The sequence below is a fragment of the Nocardia sp. NPDC004123 genome (genome assembly GCF_053603795.1).
Genome location: NZ_JBSGGG010000009.1, coordinates 161,446 through 178,462 on the forward strand (window position 1 = coordinate 161,446; position 17,017 = coordinate 178,462).

Annotated in this window: 20 protein-coding genes; 7 read left to right on the forward strand and 13 right to left on the reverse strand. The window is 68.4% G+C overall.

What is annotated here, in order from left to right; genetic code table 11:
* Positions 1 to 155: 155 nt before the first annotated feature.
* Positions 156 to 620, reverse strand: coding sequence for a carboxymuconolactone decarboxylase family protein (locus ACWEQQ_RS15125; RefSeq protein ID WP_452343001.1), 465 nt, complete (start codon positions 618 to 620; stop codon positions 156 to 158).
* A 299-nt stretch (positions 621 to 919) separates the two neighbouring features.
* Here ACWEQQ_RS15125 and ACWEQQ_RS15130 point away from each other — a divergent pair, with 299 nt between their 5' ends.
* Positions 920 to 1,684: a YdcF family protein gene (locus tag ACWEQQ_RS15130; RefSeq protein WP_452348619.1), complete on the forward strand. Its 765-nt coding sequence runs from the start codon at positions 920 to 922 to the stop codon at positions 1,682 to 1,684.
* Positions 1,685 to 1,760: 76 nt separating this feature from the next.
* On the opposite strand, the gene ACWEQQ_RS15135 is transcribed toward ACWEQQ_RS15130, so the two are convergent.
* The 5 genes from ACWEQQ_RS15135 to ACWEQQ_RS15155 form a co-directional block, all read right to left on the reverse strand.
* Positions 1,761 to 2,213, reverse strand: coding sequence for a MaoC family dehydratase (locus ACWEQQ_RS15135; protein WP_364616316.1), 453 nt, complete (start codon positions 2,211 to 2,213; stop codon positions 1,761 to 1,763).
* Positions 2,214 to 2,228: 15 nt separating this feature from the next.
* A complete protein-coding gene (locus tag ACWEQQ_RS15140; protein ID WP_452348620.1) occupies positions 2,229 to 3,713 on the reverse strand; it encodes a long-chain-fatty-acid--CoA ligase in 1,485 nt (494 codons plus the stop codon).
* A gap of 24 nt (positions 3,714 to 3,737) precedes the next feature.
* Complete coding sequence (locus ACWEQQ_RS15145; protein ID WP_452348621.1) at positions 3,738 to 4,895, reverse strand: acyl-CoA dehydrogenase family protein; 1,158 nt, start codon at positions 4,893 to 4,895, stop codon at positions 3,738 to 3,740.
* A gap of 72 nt (positions 4,896 to 4,967) precedes the next feature.
* On the reverse strand, positions 4,968 to 5,717 hold the full coding sequence (gene fabG / locus ACWEQQ_RS15150; protein WP_364616325.1) for a 3-oxoacyl-ACP reductase FabG: 750 nt from the start codon (positions 5,715 to 5,717) through the stop codon (positions 4,968 to 4,970).
* Positions 5,718 to 5,746: 29 nt separating this feature from the next.
* A complete protein-coding gene (locus tag ACWEQQ_RS15155; RefSeq protein WP_452348622.1) occupies positions 5,747 to 6,898 on the reverse strand; it encodes an acyl-CoA dehydrogenase family protein in 1,152 nt (383 codons plus the stop codon).
* Positions 6,899 to 7,040: 142 nt separating this feature from the next.
* Here ACWEQQ_RS15155 and ACWEQQ_RS15160 point away from each other — a divergent pair, with 142 nt between their 5' ends.
* The 3 genes from ACWEQQ_RS15160 (at position 7,041) to ACWEQQ_RS15170 (ending at position 9,166) form a co-directional block, all read left to right on the forward strand.
* Complete coding sequence (locus tag ACWEQQ_RS15160; RefSeq protein WP_452348623.1) at positions 7,041 to 7,712, forward strand: TetR/AcrR family transcriptional regulator; 672 nt, start codon at positions 7,041 to 7,043, stop codon at positions 7,710 to 7,712.
* A 96-nt stretch (positions 7,713 to 7,808) separates the two neighbouring features.
* On the forward strand, positions 7,809 to 8,888 hold the full coding sequence (locus ACWEQQ_RS15165; protein WP_452342994.1) for an alkaline phosphatase family protein: 1,080 nt from the start codon (positions 7,809 to 7,811) through the stop codon (positions 8,886 to 8,888).
* 122 nt (positions 8,889 to 9,010) lie between these two features.
* Positions 9,011 to 9,166 (forward strand): hypothetical protein, encoded by a 156-nt coding sequence (locus ACWEQQ_RS15170; RefSeq protein WP_452342993.1) that lies wholly within the window; start codon positions 9,011 to 9,013, stop codon positions 9,164 to 9,166.
* 15 nt (positions 9,167 to 9,181) lie between these two features.
* On the opposite strand, the gene ACWEQQ_RS15175 is transcribed toward ACWEQQ_RS15170, so the two are convergent.
* The 3 genes from ACWEQQ_RS15175 to ACWEQQ_RS15185 form a co-directional block, all read right to left on the reverse strand.
* On the reverse strand, positions 9,182 to 9,595 hold the full coding sequence (locus tag ACWEQQ_RS15175; RefSeq protein ID WP_452348624.1) for a VOC family protein: 414 nt from the start codon (positions 9,593 to 9,595) through the stop codon (positions 9,182 to 9,184).
* A 56-nt stretch (positions 9,596 to 9,651) separates the two neighbouring features.
* On the reverse strand, positions 9,652 to 10,254 hold the full coding sequence (locus ACWEQQ_RS15180) for a dihydrofolate reductase family protein (protein WP_452348625.1): 603 nt from the start codon (positions 10,252 to 10,254) through the stop codon (positions 9,652 to 9,654).
* Positions 10,255 to 10,654: 400 nt separating this feature from the next.
* Positions 10,655 to 11,398 (reverse strand): helix-turn-helix transcriptional regulator, encoded by a 744-nt coding sequence (locus ACWEQQ_RS15185; protein WP_452348626.1) that lies wholly within the window; start codon positions 11,396 to 11,398, stop codon positions 10,655 to 10,657.
* 129 nt (positions 11,399 to 11,527) lie between these two features.
* On the opposite strand from ACWEQQ_RS15185, the gene ACWEQQ_RS15190 reads away from it, so the two are divergent.
* Together ACWEQQ_RS15190 and ACWEQQ_RS15195 are read left to right on the forward strand one after the other, a co-directional pair.
* Positions 11,528 to 12,058 (forward strand): DUF2231 domain-containing protein, encoded by a 531-nt coding sequence (locus tag ACWEQQ_RS15190; protein WP_452348627.1) that lies wholly within the window; start codon positions 11,528 to 11,530, stop codon positions 12,056 to 12,058.
* 31 nt (positions 12,059 to 12,089) lie between these two features.
* Positions 12,090 to 12,509, forward strand: a complete 420-nt coding sequence (locus tag ACWEQQ_RS15195; protein ID WP_452342988.1) for a hypothetical protein — start codon at positions 12,090 to 12,092, stop codon at positions 12,507 to 12,509.
* Between the two features lie 75 nt (positions 12,510 to 12,584).
* On the opposite strand, the gene ACWEQQ_RS15200 is transcribed toward ACWEQQ_RS15195, so the two are convergent.
* From ACWEQQ_RS15200 to ACWEQQ_RS15215, 4 genes are all read right to left on the reverse strand, one after another.
* Entirely contained in the window at positions 12,585 to 13,940 is a 1,356-nt protein-coding gene (locus ACWEQQ_RS15200) for a TIGR03118 family protein (RefSeq protein ID WP_452348628.1), read from the reverse strand.
* Positions 13,941 to 14,026: 86 nt separating this feature from the next.
* On the reverse strand, positions 14,027 to 14,527 hold the full coding sequence (locus ACWEQQ_RS15205; RefSeq protein ID WP_452342986.1) for a nuclear transport factor 2 family protein: 501 nt from the start codon (positions 14,525 to 14,527) through the stop codon (positions 14,027 to 14,029).
* A gap of 13 nt (positions 14,528 to 14,540) precedes the next feature.
* Positions 14,541 to 15,374 (reverse strand): TIGR03619 family F420-dependent LLM class oxidoreductase, encoded by an 834-nt coding sequence (locus ACWEQQ_RS15210; RefSeq protein WP_452343063.1) that lies wholly within the window; start codon positions 15,372 to 15,374, stop codon positions 14,541 to 14,543.
* A 2-nt stretch (positions 15,375 to 15,376) separates the two neighbouring features.
* Positions 15,377 to 16,189 carry an SDR family NAD(P)-dependent oxidoreductase gene (locus ACWEQQ_RS15215; RefSeq protein WP_452348629.1) on the reverse strand — a complete coding sequence of 271 codons (813 nt, stop codon included), beginning with the start codon at positions 16,187 to 16,189 and terminating at the stop codon, positions 15,377 to 15,379.
* Positions 16,190 to 16,294: 105 nt separating this feature from the next.
* Here ACWEQQ_RS15215 and ACWEQQ_RS15220 point away from each other — a divergent pair, with 105 nt between their 5' ends.
* Positions 16,295 to 16,939 (forward strand): TetR family transcriptional regulator, encoded by a 645-nt coding sequence (locus ACWEQQ_RS15220; RefSeq protein ID WP_452342984.1) that lies wholly within the window; start codon positions 16,295 to 16,297, stop codon positions 16,937 to 16,939.
* The last annotated feature ends 78 nt before the right edge of the window (positions 16,940 to 17,017 follow it).

A 17,017-nucleotide genomic window follows, 5' to 3' on the forward strand; every position in this document is an offset into this window, starting at 1 on the left:
GAAGCTCGAGCCCGGCAGCCGAATCGCGGGGTCGGTTGCGGCCCGAATGCCGAGTGGCACACCGCCGTGGGGATTCGACCGATTCCCCTCGGTGGTGTGCCACTCGAGAAATGCCTATCCTTGTGCCCCAACGTGGTTGGGGCGCGGGCAGGTGGTCACCACTGGCCGGGGACGTACTGGCCGCCCAGCTGGCCGGAGATGACGTTCAGGCGGTTCCAGGCATTGATGGTGGCAATCAGGGAGATCAGCGCGCCGATCTGGTCGTCGTCGTAGTTCTTGCGGACCAGGGCCCAGGTGTCCTCGGAGATGTCGCCGCCGTCGGCGAGGCGGGTGCCCTCGTCGGTGAGGGCGAGGGCCGCGCGCTCGGGCTCGGTGAAGACGGTGGATTCCTTCCAGGCGGCGACCATGGCCAGGCGGACCGCGGTCTCGCCGGCGTGGGCGGCGTCCTTGGTGTGCATGTCCAGGCACATGCCGCAGCCGTTGATCTGCGAGGCGCGGATCTTGACCAGTTCCTGGGTGGCCTTGGGCAGGCTGGACTCGTCGACGACGCGGGCGGCGGTGACGAGGCGCTTGTTGAACTTGGCGGCGACTTCGTTCTCGTACAGGGCGAAGCGGGTCATTGTTCTCTCTTTTCTCTGTGTCGTTCGTTGCCTTCGTCAGGTTGACGACGCGGCCCACGCGGGTGTGACATCGGGTGTGACGTGATGCCGGTCACACCATCTGGAGCGGTCCGAGCGGTCGCGCCGACCTCACGACAATGCCGGTCCGGCTTGATATTTCCGCTGTTCGGACGCTGTCCCGCGACGATGTGAATCTTGATTTCGCGAAATCGCCTCCATAGAAGTGGATCCGGCGCGATCATGATTCGGACGATTGTGAACCGACCGGTAGTCACATCCCGGCTACCTAGGGGGTTGCGATGCTCGACGCAGGCAGACATCGGAGAATCTCACCCAGTGGTCAGTGGCAAGGAGTCCGCCCCCAGCTGGGGCGCGTCCGGCCCGGCCGCCATCACCGCAGGACATCGAATCAGTTCCGCACCAAGGCCATCCAGGCCCTGCTGCCCGGCGCGACCGTCATCGCACTGGCGGCGGCCGCCGCGCCGGCCCACGCCGACGCGCCGCCGCAGCCGGTACAGATCGATTCCATCGCCGGGCTGTCCCAGAACATGCTGGCGACCATCAACGCGTTGCAGACCTTCAATATCCCCGGCATGGACCTGCCGGGCCTGAACCTGCCCGCGCTGTTCACCCCGGACACCGCGATCGTGGTGCTCGGTTACGGTCTGCAGCCCGACGGCTCGATGCGCCCGGAGCTCATGGCCCGGCTCTACGCCGGCTACGTCTCGGCCCTGCTCTCGCCGCAGGCCCCGGTCATCGTGACCGGCGGCAATCCGCAGAACGGGGTGACCGAGGCGGACGCCATGGCGGACTGGCTGGTCGAGCGCGGTATCGACCGCACCCGCATTCATGCCGAGACCAAGGCGAATTCGACGGTCCAGAACGCGGCGTTCTCGGCGCAGCTGATGGACGCCATCGGCGCGCACGCGGCGATCCTGATCACCTCGGCGAACCATATCGCCCGGGCGCTGATGAATTTCCAGGCGGCGGGGATCTCGGTGGTGGCGACCATGACGCCGGACGCCGCCCCGCTGTCGGCGGTGCCGTTCGGACCACGCGGGTAGCCCGCGGAACACCGCCGGTCCGCGAAAAGCCAGGGCCCGCCGATCGATTCGATCGGCGGGCCCTGGTCTGCGCGCCTCAGGCGAGGTAGCGGGCGATGCTCTCCGCGACGCAGGCGGGCTTGTCCTGTCCCTCGATCTCGACGGTGACCGTCCGCACGGCCTGCACGCCACCCGGGATGTCGGTGACGGCGTCGAGGGTGAAGCGCCCGCGGATGCGGCTGTCCACCGGCACCGGGTTGATGAACCGAACCTTGTTGAGCCCGTAGTTGATCGCCATGTTCGCGGCGCTGACGGTCATGACCTGCGCGGTCATCGGCACCACCAGTGACAGGGTGAGGAACCCGTGGGCGATGGTGCGCCCGTAGGGTCCGGCGGCCGCGCGGGCGGCGTCGACGTGGATCCACTGGTGGTCGTCGGTGGCGTCGGCGAAGGTGTCGATGCGCTGCTGGTCGACGGTGATCCAGTCGCTGACACCGATTTCGGTGCCGGCGGCGGCACGCAGGTGGTCGAAGTCGCTGAAGTCGATCATGCGGTGTTCCTCCGGCTAGGCGTAGCGCTGCTTCAGTTCGCGCTTGAGGATCTTGTGGGTGGGCCCCATGGGCAGTTCGGTGACGAACTCGACGCGGCGCGGGTACTTGTACCGCGCCACATGCTCTTTCGCGTAGTCGATGACGTCCTCGGCGGTGAGCGGTCCGGACGGCACGACGACCGCGAGGATCTCCTCGCCGTAGTTCTCGTCCGGCACACCGATGATCGCCACCTGCGCGATGTTCGGGTGCCGCAGCAGCGCGGCCTCCACCTCGGTCGGGTACACGTTGAACCCGCCGCGGATGATCATCTCCTTGATCCGGTCCACGATGCGCAGGTAGCCCTGCTCGTCCTTGATGCCCAGGTCGCCGGTGCGGAACCAGCCGTCCACCATGACCTCCGCGGTGGCCTCGGGCTTGCCGGTGTAACCGCTGAACACATTGTGGCCGCGCACCACGACCTCACCGATGGTGCCGGTCGGCAGGAGTTCGATGCGGTCGCGCACGTCAGTGGCGGCGATCTCGACGTCGACGCCCCACACCGGGTGTCCGACGGTGCCGATCTGCGGGCCGAGCAGCGGCTGGTTCACCGTTGCGGTGGGCGAGGTTTCGGACAGGCCGTAGCCCTCGAGGATGTGCGCGCCGAAGACCTGCTCGAACTCCTCGATGATGACCGGCGGCATGGCCGCGCCGCCGCTGATGCACAGCCGCAGCTTCGGCAGTTCCGCCGCGCCCTCGGCCGCTTCGAGCAGCCCGTGGTACATGGTCGGCACACCGTGGAAGGTGTTGATGTTCTCCTTCACCATGAGCTCGAGCGCCTGTGCCGCATCGAATCTCGGCATGAGCACCAGGGTCGCGCCGAGCCGCCAGTGCGAGTTCATGGAGACGGTCTGCCCGAACACGTGGAACAGCGGCAGTGCGCCCAGCGCGATGTCCTCGCGCTTGACCTCGTTGGCGTCGAAGGCGTTCACCGTCGCGCACATGACCATATTGAGGTGGCTGAGCTCCGCGCCCTTGGGGCGGCCGGTGGTGCCGCTGGTGTAGAACACCACCGCGGTGTCGAGCGGGCTGCGCGCCACATACGCCGGAATCGCCTCGCCGGAGAGCTCTTTCGGGCTCAGGCAGTCGATGCCGACCCGGCCGGCCGCCTCCTTGCCGACGGCCTCCACCATCGGATGGCAGATCATGACGGTGGCCCCGCTGTCGCGCAGCACGTATTCCGCCTCGTCCGCGGTGAGCAGCAGGTGCACCGGCACCACGGTCGCGCCTGCCGCCAGGATGGCGAAGTACGCACGCGGGAAATCAGCGGTATTGGGTCCCATGAGCGCGACCCGGTCACCCGGCCGCACCCCGAGTTCGATGAGGGCCCCGGCCTGTTCGCGGGCCTGCCGCCACAGGTCGCGGAAGGTGATGCGCTGGTCGCCCTCGATCAGGGCGATGTGGTCGGGTCGCCGCCACGCCGGTTCGGCGAGGATGCCGGCCAGGGAGAGAGTCGCGTTCATCGATACCTCGGTTCGATCGGTTGGTCAGAGACCCATGTCCTTGGCGATGATCATCTTCATGACTTCGCTGGTACCGCCGTAGATCCGGTTCACGCGGTTGTCGGCGTAGAGGCGGGCAATGGGGTACTCGTTGATGAAGCCGTATCCGCCGTGCAGCTGCAGGCAGCGGTCGATGACTCGGTGCGCGACCTCGGTGCAGAAGAGCTTGGCGGAGGCGGCATCCGCCGAGGTCAGGGTGCCCTCGTCGAGGGCCTCGAGGCCGCGATCCACCACGGCCTCGGCGGCGTCCACCTCGGCCTGACAAGCGGCGAGTTCGAACTTGGTGTTCTGGAAGCCGGAGACCGGCTGGCCGAAGACGTTGCGCTGCCGGGTGTATTCCTTGGCGAAGCGGATCGCGGCCTTGGCCTGTGCGTACGCGCCGACGGCAATGGACAGCCGCTCCTGCGGGAGGTTCTGGCCCAGGTAGGAGAAGCCCTTGTGCTCCTCGCCGAGCAGGTCCTCAACCGGCACCTCGACGTCGGTGAAGTTGAGTTCGGCGGTGTCGGAGACCTTGAGGCCCAGCTTGTCCAGCTTGCGGCCGACGCTGTAGCCCGGGGACTTGGTGTCCACCACGAACAGCGAGATGCCGTGGCGGCGATCGGTGTCGCCGGGGGCGGCGGTGCGGGCGCAGACGATGACGCGGTCGGCGAGCACGCCGCCGGTGATGAAGGTCTTGGACCCGTTCAGCACGTAGTGGGTGCCGTCCGCGGAAAGCTTTGCGGTGGTGCGCATTCCGGCCAGGTCGGAGCCGGTGCCGGGCTCGGTCATGGCGATGGCGAACATGATCTCGCCGGTGACGAAGCCGGGCAGCCAGCGCTGCTTCTGCTCCTCGCTCGCGAGATTCTTGAGGTAGGGCAGGCACAGCCCCACGTGCACGCCCGAGCCGCCGAGATGCACTGCGGCACGGGCGACTTCCTCCATGAGGATGGCCTGGAACTTGAACGACTCGATGCCCGCGCCGCCGTACTCCTCGGGCACCTCGATGCCGAAGACACCGAGCTCGGCCAGCTTGTAATAGAACTCGCGCGGCGCGATACCGGCCGAGTACCACTCCTCGTAGACGGGCACGACCTCGGACTCGATGAAGGCCCGCACGGTCTCGCGGAAGGCGTTGTGGTCCTTGTCGAAAACTGTTCTCTGCATGGTGACGATCTCTCTGAGCCGGTGACAGCCCGCGCCGGGAGCGAATCACCCAGCGCGGACCGAGTTTCGTGATTAAAGGCGGCGTCCGCCGTCGACGTAGATGGTCTGGCCGGTGACGAACGACGCGTCGTCGGAGACCAGGAAGGAGACGACGTTCGCGATGTCGGCGGGCTCGCCGACCCGGCGCAGCGGGGTGATCTTGGCGGCCTCGGCGCGGAACTCCTCCGGCGAGACGCCCACGCGGGCGGCGGTGGCATCGGTCATCTCGGTGACGATGAAGCCCGGCGCGACGGCATTGACGTTGATGCCGAACGGCCCCAATTCCATGGCGAGCGTGCGGGTCAGGCCCTGGATGCCCATCTTGGCGGCCGAGTAGTTGGCCTGGCCGCGGCTGCCCAGCGCGGACACGCTGGAGGTGTTCACGATCTTGCCGGACTTCTGCTTCACCATGTACTTCTGCGCCTCCCGCGAGCACAGGAACGTGCCCTTCAGGTGCACGGACATGACGATGTCCCAATCGTCCACCGACATCTTGAACAGCAGGTTGTCGCGCAGCACGCCGGCATTGTTGACCAGCACGTCGACCGAACCCAGTTCCGCGGCAATGCGTTCGAACGCGGCGGCGACCTGCGCCTCGTCGGTGACATTGCAGCCCACCGCGATGGCCGTGCCGCCCTGGGCGGCAATGGCGTCCACGGCGTCCTTGCAGGCGGCCTCGTCGAGATCGACGATGGCGACGGCGAAACCGTCGGCGGCCAGGCGGGCCGCGGTGCCCGCGCCGATTCCGCGGGCCGCGCCGGTCACGACTGCGACTTTCGACATGACTGAATCTCCCTGTCTGTGAATGACGTTCAGAGGAAGGCGTTCACGCCGGTGAGGGCGCGCCCGATGAGCAGTTTCTGGATCTGGCTGGTGCCCTCGTAGAGGGTGAGCACGCGGGCGTCGCGCAGGTACTTCGACACCGGGTACTCGTCGATGTAGCCGTATCCGCCGAACACCTGGATGGCATTGTTGGCGGCCTTCACCGCGGCCTCACTGGCGAACAGCTTGGCGACCGAGGCCTCGGTGCCGAACGGCTTGCCCTTCCCGACCAGGTCGGCGACCCGCCAGGTGAGCAGCCGCGCCGCCTCGACATCGACGGCGATATCGGAGATGAGTTCCTGGACCAGCTGATAGGAGGCGATCGGCTTGCCGAACTGCTCGCGCTCCCGAGCGTATTTCACGGCGGCCTCCAGGCAGCCGCGCGCGACGCCGACACACCCGGCGGCCACACCCATGCGGCCCTTGTCCAGGGCGGCCATGGCGATCTTGAAGCCCTGGCCGAGCTCGCCGAGCCGGTTGGCGTCGGGCACCCGGACCTGGTCGAGGACGAGTTCGGCGGTGGCCTGGCCGCGCAGGCCGAGCTTGCCCTTGATCTCGGTGCGCGCGAAGCCGGGGGCGTCGGTGGGCACCAGGAAGGCGGTCACGCCCTTGGGGCCGGGGCCGCCGGTGCGGGCGAAGATGATGGCGACGTCGGCCCAGGTGCCGTTGGTGATGAACATCTTGGTGCCCGACAGCAGCCAATCATCGCCGTCGGCAACGGCTCTGGTGGTGAGGCTGCCCGCGTCGGAGCCGGTGCCGGGTTCGGTGAGGCCGAAGCAGCCCAGTGACTGCCCGGAGCACAGGCGCGGCAGCCACTCCCGCTTCTGGGTCTCGGTGCCGTAGGTCTTGATCGACTTGGCCACCAGGCCGAGCGAGACGGATACGATGCCGCGCACCGAGCTGTCGCCGCGACCGAGTTCCTCGAGCAGGACGCAGTAGTCCAGGGCCGTGCCGCCGGAGCCGCCGTACTCCTCCGGGATCTCGATACCGAGGAAGCCCATCGCACCGAGCTTGCCGACGATCGCGGTATCGACCGCCTCGGCCCGATCCCAGGCGGCCGCGTGCGGAACGACCTCTTTGTCCACCCAGGCCCGGGCCAGCTCGCGCAGTTCGCGCTGCGACTCGCCGAGTTCGAAGTCCATGGTTGTGATAGCTCCTAACCAAACGTTGTTAGGTTTATGACTCGAAATTATCCTAACAGTGTTCGGTTAATCAAGGACCGGGTGATAAATTCGACGTCCGCCGGGGGATCGCCGAGGTCTTCCATCGAAGGAGGTGAGCCGGATGGCCAGGCCGAAGGTGCCGCTGCTGAGTCGCGAACGGATTCGCGACGCGGCCCTGACCCTGATCGATCGCGACGGGCTCGCCGAGCTGTCCATGCGCAAGCTCGCCGCCGAACTGGGTGTGCAGGCCGCCTCCCTCTACACCCACTACCCCACCAAGGACGCCGTCCTCGACGACATCGCGGGCGGTCTCATGGCGCGGGTCGATGTGTCGGCCTTCGACCAGGGCTGGCGCGCCGGCCTCATCTCGTGGGCCCACTCCTACCGCGACGCCCTGGTCCGGCACCCCAACTTCGTCGCCTACCTGGCCGCCGGGCCCGGCACCCGCGACGAGAACCTGCGCGCCGCCGACGCCGTCCACGGCGGCCTGGTCTCCGCGGGCTGGCCCCCGCGCGACGCCACCATGATCGGCGCGGCCACCCGCTACCTGGTCATGGGCGCCACCATGGGCTCGTTCTCCCGCGGTTTCGTCGACGACGTCCAGGTCTACCGCGACCGCTACCCGCATTTGGAGCAGGCGCATCTGCTGCGCGCCAAGGCCGACGAGATCGATTCGGAGAGTTTCGAATTGGCGCTGTCGGCCTTCACCGACGGCCTGCAACTCCGCTTCGACGCCATCGAGAAGGAGCGGGCCCGGCGGCGGCAGACCCGCTCGAACCCCCGCTCCGGCTAGGGGATGCGACCCGTCGGCGTTTCACTCAGCGGGACAGTTCTGGTCAATTGTCCGAATTTGCTGCGGAAGTGCCGAACCCCGGCTAGGTTGCCGCGCATGTCTCGTACTCGTGCACTGGTGGCCGCCGCCGCGCTGGCCGCACTCCCGCTGGCCACGGCCGCCCCGGCAACGGCCGCACCCGTGGTGAACAAGGTCGTGGTGATCGGCATCGACGGCACGCTGTGGAGCGAGGTGCAGGCGGCCAATGCCCCGAACCTGGGCCTGCTCGCGGCCCAGGGCACCCTGGCGCGGACCTCCATCGCCCCGCACACCACCATGTCGTGCGTCTCCTGGGCGACGGCCCTGACCGGGGTCTGGGATACCAAGCACGGCATCAAGGACAATGACTCCACCTGCACCCCTGCGCCTTTCGCACAGTATCCGACGGTGTTCACGCAGCTGGAGCGCGCGAAGCCGAGCCTGGCCACCGCGTCGCTGGGTACCTGGGACAAGATCGGCATGATCGCCCGGACCGGAAATCCCGCGGCGGACAGGGTGTCCGTGACGCAGGTCGATCCGACCGGCGCGGGAGTCTGTGAGACGACCGCGGATTCGAATGCCGCGGCGCAGGTGGTGTCCGCCATCACCGACGACGGCACGGATTTCGTGTTCACCCACCTCGATCAGGTCGATATCGTCGGCCACACCCTGCGCGGCATCTGGCCGCAGGCGTACCGGGATGCCATCGGCCGGGTGGACACGCTGGTCGGCAAGATCACCAAGGCGGTCGACGACCGCGCCCGGACGCACGCCGGCGAGCGCTGGACGATCCTGGTGACCACGGACCACGGGCACAAGCCCGAGGGCGGCCACGGCGGTCAGAGCGCCTACGAGACAGCGAGTTTCATGATCGCGCGGGGGCCGGACTTCGCCGCGGGGGCGCAGAACAACGGCTACACCCTGGCCGACATCACCCCGACGGTACTGGACCTGCTGGGTGCACCGGCGGATCCGAACTCCGACGGCCGCTCGGTGCGACTCGGCGGTTCCGGCGATCCCGCTGCTACACCGCCGAACACACCCGCCATCGACTCCGGCATCACCGGTTCGTCCTCGGGCTCGGCGCAAATGCTCATGGTCAACAATCCGCTCTGCCTGGTCGCCAGCGGCTCGGCCGGTGGATCCTTCGGCAAGTAACCGGTCGGAGCGCCACTGCCCGACAAGGAGCGGGCCCGCCGTCGGCGGACCCGCTCCCGCCCTTGACCCCCGCCGCCGTGGCGCCCCGGAATCCGCCTCCTCCTACGGTTGAATTCCAGCCTGTGGAGCCCAAAGCGAAGCGCCTGCTATTCCTCGCCGCCGCGATCATCCTCGCCGCGTCGACCTACACCTACGCCCTCGCCCCCGGCCACTACGGCGCGGCAATAGCCCTGGGCGCAGTCCTGACCATGTTCTTCGTCGGCAAGGCCATGAAGTAGCCCCGGGCCCGGCACCTACTTCGGCGCAATCAACTCCAGTGCGATGTTGTCCGGGTCCCGGAACTCCAGGATGTAGCTGGCGCCGATGTCCTTGATGTCCTCGTGCGCGACCCCGCAGGCATCGAGATGCGCTGCGGCAGCCTCCAATTCGGCCAGTGACCCGACCGGGAAGGCGAGATGGTCGAGACCGACACGGTCCTCGTCGAACCGATCGGTTCCGACCGGCCGCAGACCGATCAGCCCCTGCGCCATCCGGTAGATCACCCCACCGTGCAGGAAGCTCAGCCGCTGTCGGGTGTCGTCGTCCGCGTCGGCCGCGATCTCCAGCGCCACCGGCCACCCGAAGACCGCATCGTAGAAGGCTCTCGACCGCCCGATGTCACCCACGGTGAGCCGGATATGTGCAACAGACTCCACAGAGATCGCCATGCGGCCGATGCTGGCACACCTCTGACCTACTCGCTGGTTCGGGGCCGCGCGGCCGCTCAGGCGAGGTGTGCTCGCGCGTCCTCGTAGCCGGCCTCCTCGGGAGCGTCGGCGGGGCCGTAGATCAGGTGCAGCACACCGGTTTTGAACGGCGTGGCCGACCGCAGCCGCAGCGGGACGGGAGTGCCCTCGTCGAAGAGCCGCAGGCCGTCGCTGCGCAGGGCGATGGGGTGCACGAACAGGTGCAGTTCGTCGATGAGCGCGGCCGCCAGCAGCTGGCGCACGATCGAGGTCGAGCCGCTGAGCGAGATGTCGCCGCCCGGTTCGGCCTTGAGGGCGGCCACGGTCGCCACCAGATCACCTTGGGGCTGTTCGGAATTGCGCCAGGTGAAGTCGAGTTCGCGATGGGAGAACACGATCTTGCGCAGATCGCCGAGCGCCTTCGCGAAGCCCGCGTCCTCGGCTCCGGTGGTCTCGCGTTCGGGCCACGCGCCGGCGAACGAGTCGTAGGTGACGCGGCCGAACAGCAGGGTGTCGGCGGTGGCGACCAGGGCCGAGACCGCCTCGCCCATCTCGTCGTTGTAATAGGGGAAGTGCCAATCCTGCGGGTCGGCGACGATGCCGTCGAGGGAGATGAACAGTCCTGCGGTGATCTTGCGCATCGGTGTGCTCCTTGCGAATGGGTCGAGGTGGGCCGCGCGGTTGTTCATAGGACGGGGCGACAGTCTCGGATTCATCGGTCGCGCACCCGGATTCCCCGGTGACCGCTGCCCCGTTTCCACCCCGACGCGCCCGGTTCGGGCGGTTCGGGCGGGCCGCTGCCTCTGCACTGCCCTTCACCCATTACGCTGTGGCACAACCGAATCCACCGCTCGTACGGTTGGGAACGAGCCTGTGGGGGTCTGCGGTGAAGCGCTTACTTTTCCTGATCATGACGATCGTCGTCGCCGCCTCCACCTATGACTACGGCCGGTCGGCCGGCCACTACGGACTGGTCGTGGTGATGGGCATCGTCCTCACGCTGTTCCTGATCGGGAAGACCATGGAATAGCCGCATCTCGCTCAGGCGGAGGCTGCCGATGAGCCCCGGGCGGGCGAAGGGTGGTCCGGGCGGTCGGCCGCCGGGCGCAGTTCGACGCAGCATTCACCGGGGGCCGGAGCCAGCACGGCTTCGACGGTGTTCGCACCCAGACCGTCGAGGATGCCGGAGAGGTAGGCATGGTTGAGGGTGCAGACGAGTTCGGGGGCGGAGGCGGCGAGGGGGTGGAAGGGGCAGTTGTGCAGGCGGATGCAGGACGGGGCCGGGCGGCCGGGTTCGAAGCCCTGGTCGGACAGTAGGGCCTGGAGGAGGGTGAGGGCGCGTTCGGGGCCGAGCCGGCCGGGTTTGCGGAGGTCGCGTTCGGCGGCGCCGAGGGCGGTGCCGCGCTCGGCGGCGACGCGGACGGCGACGTCCCGGGCGGTCTCGTCCGCGCCCTCGCCGAGCACCGCGCTCATCAGGATTTCGGCCAGCACCTCGTAGCGGCGTTCCGGAATGCTCACGCGCACATCGGTTTCGGCGGGTTCGTAGACCTTGGGGGTACGGCCGACGCGACGGGGGGCGCCGACGGCCTCGTAGCGGGCGCGCAGCAGGCCGGCGTCGACGAGCTTGTCCAGGTGGAAGGCGGCGAGTTTGCGGGAGATGCCGACCTCGGCGGCGGCCTCGTCGCGGGTGACGGGGCGGCGGGCGCGGCGGATGTACCAGTACATGCCGCGCCGCAGGTCGTCATCGAGGACGGCGACGGCACCGATCGCGGAAGCACTGGTCACGCGACCACAATAGCGCCCATCGTCTTGGCCGAAAAGTATTGAGTACCGCTCCAGCGTGTAGTCCTTGACCAGTCCGGGTAATTACGCCAAGAATTATTTCCTGAATTCAAGGCTGGTTGGGAGGTTGTCGTGACGGCTGATCCGCAGCAGGCCGAGCCTGATCCGTACCAGGCCAAGCGCCCGGTGAGCGCGGCGCTGACCGGGCCGTACGGCCATCCGTTCCATCCGATCCTGGTCACCGTGCCCATCGGGACCTGGGTGGCGAGCCTGATCTTCGACCTCGCCTCACACCTGGTCGGTGATCCGGAGTTCCTGGCGCGCGGCGCGCTGTGGCTGATCGCCATCGGCGTGCTCGGCGCACTCGCGGCGGCCACCGTCGGATTCCTGGACTTCCTGGCCATCCCGGCCGGAACCCCGGCCTTCCGCACCGGCCTGGTCCATCTGAGCCTCAACCTCGCGGTGACCGTCGCCTTCGCACTGGATTTCGTCTGGCGGCGAGCCGAGGGCACGCACGGTCCCGTGCCGTGGGGTCCGCTGCTGCTCTCGGTGGCGGCCCTCGCGGCCCTGACCGTATCCGGTTATCTCGGCGGCAAACTCGCCTATCGCTATGGCGTCCGGGTCGCCGACGAGACCACCCAGGCCACGGGTTTCCAGCGCTGAATCCCCGTCCCTCTCTCGACAGGAGTTGATCATGGCCATCGCGGCACTCATCACCTGGCTGCTCACCGCGGCCGGCGGTTTCGTTCTGCTCGGCACCTGGATCGCCAAAGGCGGTGTCCGGCAACCGAGTTCCAGCCATCTGCCCCCGCCCGTCATCTTCGGCCACTTCCTGCTGGCCGTGGCCGGGCTGGTGCTGTGGATCATCTACCTGGTGGTCAGCACCAAGGCCGTCGCCTGGGTCGCCTTCGCGCTGCTGATTCCGGTGGCACTGCTCGGCTTCTTCATGCTGCTGCGCTGGCTACCGGTCTATCGGGGCCGGGCAGCCGGTGTCCCGCAGTCCGAACCGGCCGAACGCCACTTCCCCGTCCTGGTCGTGGGCGGGCACGGGGTCTTCGCCGTCGTCACCGTGGTGCTGGTCCTGCTCACCGCGCTCGGTGTCGGCGCGAGCTGACCCCGGCGACGAGCCCGCCCCGGAAAAGCGAGAGCCCCGAGCCGGAATCGACTCGGGGCCCGGGGCTTTCGCGGGTTACTTCAGGCGGAGGCTGCCGAAGAGGCCGTCCTTCTCGTCGTTGGGGCCCGCGGTGAAGTAGAGGGCGTCGGCGTCGCCGAGGCTCTCACCGTTGCCGAACATGAGGCCCCAGAGGCCCTCGATCTCGGCGGGCTTGCCGTCGGCGTCGCGCAGGTAGTCGACGAACTTGCCGGACTGGTCGTCGAGGGCCAGGATGTGGCCCGCGCCGCCGAAGTTGCCGACCAGCAGCTTGCCCGACAGCGGGCCGAAGCCCTGCGGGGCGATGGTGACGGCCCATGGCGCGTTGAGGCGGCCGTCGGCGTCGAGGGTGCGAACCAGCTTGCCGTTCTTGTCGAATTCGGCGACCTGGCCCTTCTTGGCCTTGTTGCCGGCGTTCTTCTCCTGGTCCTTGTCGAGCTTGTCCTCTTCGCCAGCCTTCAGCTTGTTCGGGTCGCCGCCCTCGGACTGGGTGACGGCGTAGCTGACGAAGACGCGGTCGCCGATGGTGGCGACATTGAAGGGGGCCGGGTCGCCGACCTTCACCTTCTTCCCCTTGGACGCGTCGGCCGGGTCGATGGCGTCACCGGTGGCGAACGGGTTGGCGAAACCGGTGGTGGGCACCAGCTTCCAGTCCTTGTCGAAGGTGCGGACCTGCGGGTCCTTGCCGAAGTCGGCGGCCAGCAGCTTGGCACCGGACGGGTCCAGGGCGATGCCCTTGAACTTCATACCCGCGGCGGTGCCGTCGTATTCGAGCACGGCCGGGCCGTCGTGGCGCACGATGGCGCCGCCCGCGCCCTGCTCGGTCCAGCCGGAGATCTTGCCGGAGTCGGTGGCGAAGATGAATCGCGCGGAGCCGGTGAGCTTCTCGTTCTTGCCGTCGTAGCTGACCGGCTGGTCCTTCACCGCGAAGATGTCGGAGGTGATGGGGGCCGAGTTGAAGACGACGCCGGTGGTCTTGCCTTCACTGTCGTCGCCGTCGTCGTCCGGGATGGAGTCCGCGCCCGGGATGGTGACCAGCTTCAGCGGGTCCTGGAACATCTTCTGGTACTTGGCATCCGGCGACTTGGTGACGTCACCGACGAACTGGAAGGAGTAGCCGCCCGCGCCGACCCAGAAGTGCCCGCCGGCGCCCTTGGGACGGTCCGCGATGCCCCAGGCGTTGATGAACTTCGGGTCGGTGAACTGCGCCTTGTCCGACTCCTTGCTGGAGGCGATATTGACCTGGGCGTAATGGTTTCCGTCGAGCGCCTTCACGTCGTCGTTGTTCGACTTCGTATTGCTGCATGCCGCCGCGACCACCAGCGCTGCGCCCAGTGCCGACACGCGCAGCAGGGTCTTGCGCACCGGCGGCATGCCGCTCGAGCGTCCGTTCATTTCAGGTCCTTCCAGCAAACGCCCAGGTGCGGCGTTAGGTGATGCTAACCATAGCTGGAAGAATCGGCGGCGTCGTTAGGGGACCCTCATTTCCATTCGGAAACGACATCTCCGCTGGTCCAGGGCGCAATGAGCAGTTTTCGGGCGGTCTCGGAGCCATCCAGCGCCCGGGTGATCCGCTGCGCGATCCGCCAGCCCTCGGAAGTGCGGACCAGGCGGAAGTGATTCGCCCCGGCCCGCCACACGAAGAATCCGCCGTCCCGCCGCCGGACCAGCAGCGATTCGCACACCGCGTCCGCGGTGTCCCCGTCCACGGTGACCGACACCGGACCCAGGAAGTGCGCCGATCCGGCGGCGATGAGCGATTGGTGCGCCTGCGATTCGACCATGTCGCGGACCTGCCCGCGATCGCGCATGTGCCAGCCCTCGACGTCGTATTCGCCGTCCTCGGTCCACAATTCGGCGACCGCCTCGGCGGCCCCGGCATCGACCAGCGGGCCGTAGGACGCGATCAGACGGGTGATGGCCAGCTCGTCCTCGACCCGGCGCAACCGGTCCTCGAGCACGGCGAGACGCTCTTCGATCATGGAAATCCTTCTGCTACAGGAGATGACGGTCGACCAGATCGCGCAGCGCGGCGAGCTGATCGCAGTAGTGGACGGCATCGGTGGCCCGGACCGTGCAGGTGAGGTGGGTCGCCCCGGCCGCCCGCAGCGCTGCCAGCCGGCGCACGGAATCCTCGGCGTTCCCTTGCGGATCCAGCGGCACGCCGGGCGTGAGCACCACATCGAAACCGTCGGGCACGGTCACCGTGGCGAGCAGGTCCGCGATCTGGTCGGCGGGCAGGCCGAACGGCACCCAGCCGCTGCCCAGCGACACCGCGCGGCGCAGCGACCGGCGAGTGCGCCCGCCGACCCAGATCGGCACGGTGGTGGCGGTGGCGTGCGGCTCCAGCACGAAGCCTTCGACATCGCGGCGACCCCAGGCCCGGCGCAATCGGGTCAGCGCCGCATCGGCCCGCGCGCCCCGGTCCTCCCAGGCCGCGCCGAGCAGGGCGAATTCCTCGGCGAGAGAGCCCACTCCGACCCCGAGCACCACCCGGCCGCCACTGAGCCGGTCGAGGGTGCCGTAGCTCTTGGCCAGCGCCACCGGATGGTGGTAGCCGAGCACCAGCACCGAGGTGGCGAGCCGGATCCGGGTGGTGTGCGCCGCCAGGTACGCCAGGGTGGCCAGCGGGTCCCAATAGGTCGCGCCGCGCACCGAGGCGGCCGCCGCGGGCACACCGACGTGGTCGGAGCAGGTGAGGTGGTCGAAGCCGAGTTCATCGGCGGCCGTGGCGATCCGGGTCAGATCCTCGGGGCCGGCGGTGGCCTCCCAGGGCGAGGCGACGCCGGGCACCTGCACCACGATCGGCGTGGACAGACCGAGCCGGATACTCATCGCGCCACCCGTTCCGGCAGACCCATGAGCCGCCGCATGCCCTTGTCGGCGCGCAGCACGGCGGCCGCCCGATCCGGGTCATTGCGCTGGGCGGCTCCCGCCTCGTTGCCGGACATGATGTGCACCGGCCCGTGCCCGAGCTGCGAAAGTCCCTCGCGCGCTACGTCATCGGGCTCGGACACCGTCATCCCCGGCACGGTGAAGTCGAGTCCGACGCGTTCCATGGCCGGCGTCCGGGTCACGCCGAGCACCAGTTCGAGCACATCCACCCCGTACTCCCCCAGCTCCAGCCACAGGCTCTCGGCGAAGATCCGCCCGAACGCCTTGACCCCGCCGTACACGGTGTGGTGCTGCGAGCCCAGATACCCGGCCAGCGACCCGACCAGCAGAATCCCGCCTCGTCCACGGGCTTTCATGGCGCGCCCGAAGTGGTGGATCAGCCCGAGCGGCGCGGTGATGTTCAAATCGATGACCTGCCCGAACGCGGTCAGATCCCCATCCACGAAGGGCGCGCTGTGGGTATTGGCCCCGGCGTTGAGAACCAGCAGGCCGACCTCCACGTCGGCGACCGCGGCGACGATCTCGCCCACCGCATCGGCGGCGGTCAGATCGATTGCGAGCGTGCGTACCTCGACCCCCAGCTCCCGACATTCCGCGGCCGTCGCCTCGAGCGGTTCAAGCCGCCGCGCCACCAGCAGCAGCGCGATCCCGGCCCCGGCGAGCTCCAACGCGAACGACCGGCCGACCCCCTCCGATCCCCCGGTGATGACCGCCCACGGCCCATAACGTTGCGGGTCCACACCGTTCATCGCTACTTCCTCACCTGTGAGATCGAACTCGGTCCCTTCCAGTTCTACAAACTTCCGCCCGGAAAAACTAGAGTGAATTCTAGTTATCGGACAGAAGGTGGTTTCATGCCGCGCATTCAGGACTCCCGCGCCCCCGGCCGCGTCTCGACGGCCCGGCAACTGGAGCGGCAGCGCGCGATCCTGCGCGCGGCCGCCCGGCTGGGCGCCGAGCACGGCCTGGAGCGGGTGCAGATGAGCGAGGTCGCGCAGTCCGCAGGGGTCGCGCTGGGCACGCTGTACCGGTACTACCCGTCCAAGAACCACCTGTTCGCGGCGGTCCTCGATGGGGCGGTCCGCGAATTGCCGCACCCCGCAGCGGTTCCCGGCGACCCGGTCACCGGTGCCACCGAGTTCCTGAGCCGTGCGATCGGCGAGCTGCTGCGCCACCCCCTGCTGGCCCGGGCGATGATGGTGTCGATGAACGCGGTGCGTGCCGAAGGCCACGCCCTGCCGCACGATCCGTCGTCCCCCGAGCCGGCTTCCGCCGCGGCAGCTCTGGTCACGGATCAGGTGATGCCCGAACGCATCCTGGCCGCCGCGGGCATCACGAACCCGGCCGACGAGGACCACCGCCTGGCACGTCTGCTGGAGCAGTGCGTCTACGGCATTCTCACCTGGACCATCGCGGGCCGCCTGACCATCGACCAAGCCCTCGCCGACGTCCACCGCGCCTGCGAACTCCTCCTCGCCCCCTGGCGATCGGCACGATAAGCGGCGAACCGGGGGCGACCACCGGTTCACGTTCCGGTCACCGAGACCCCATGGAGGAGTTTTCTCCACTCTTCCAGT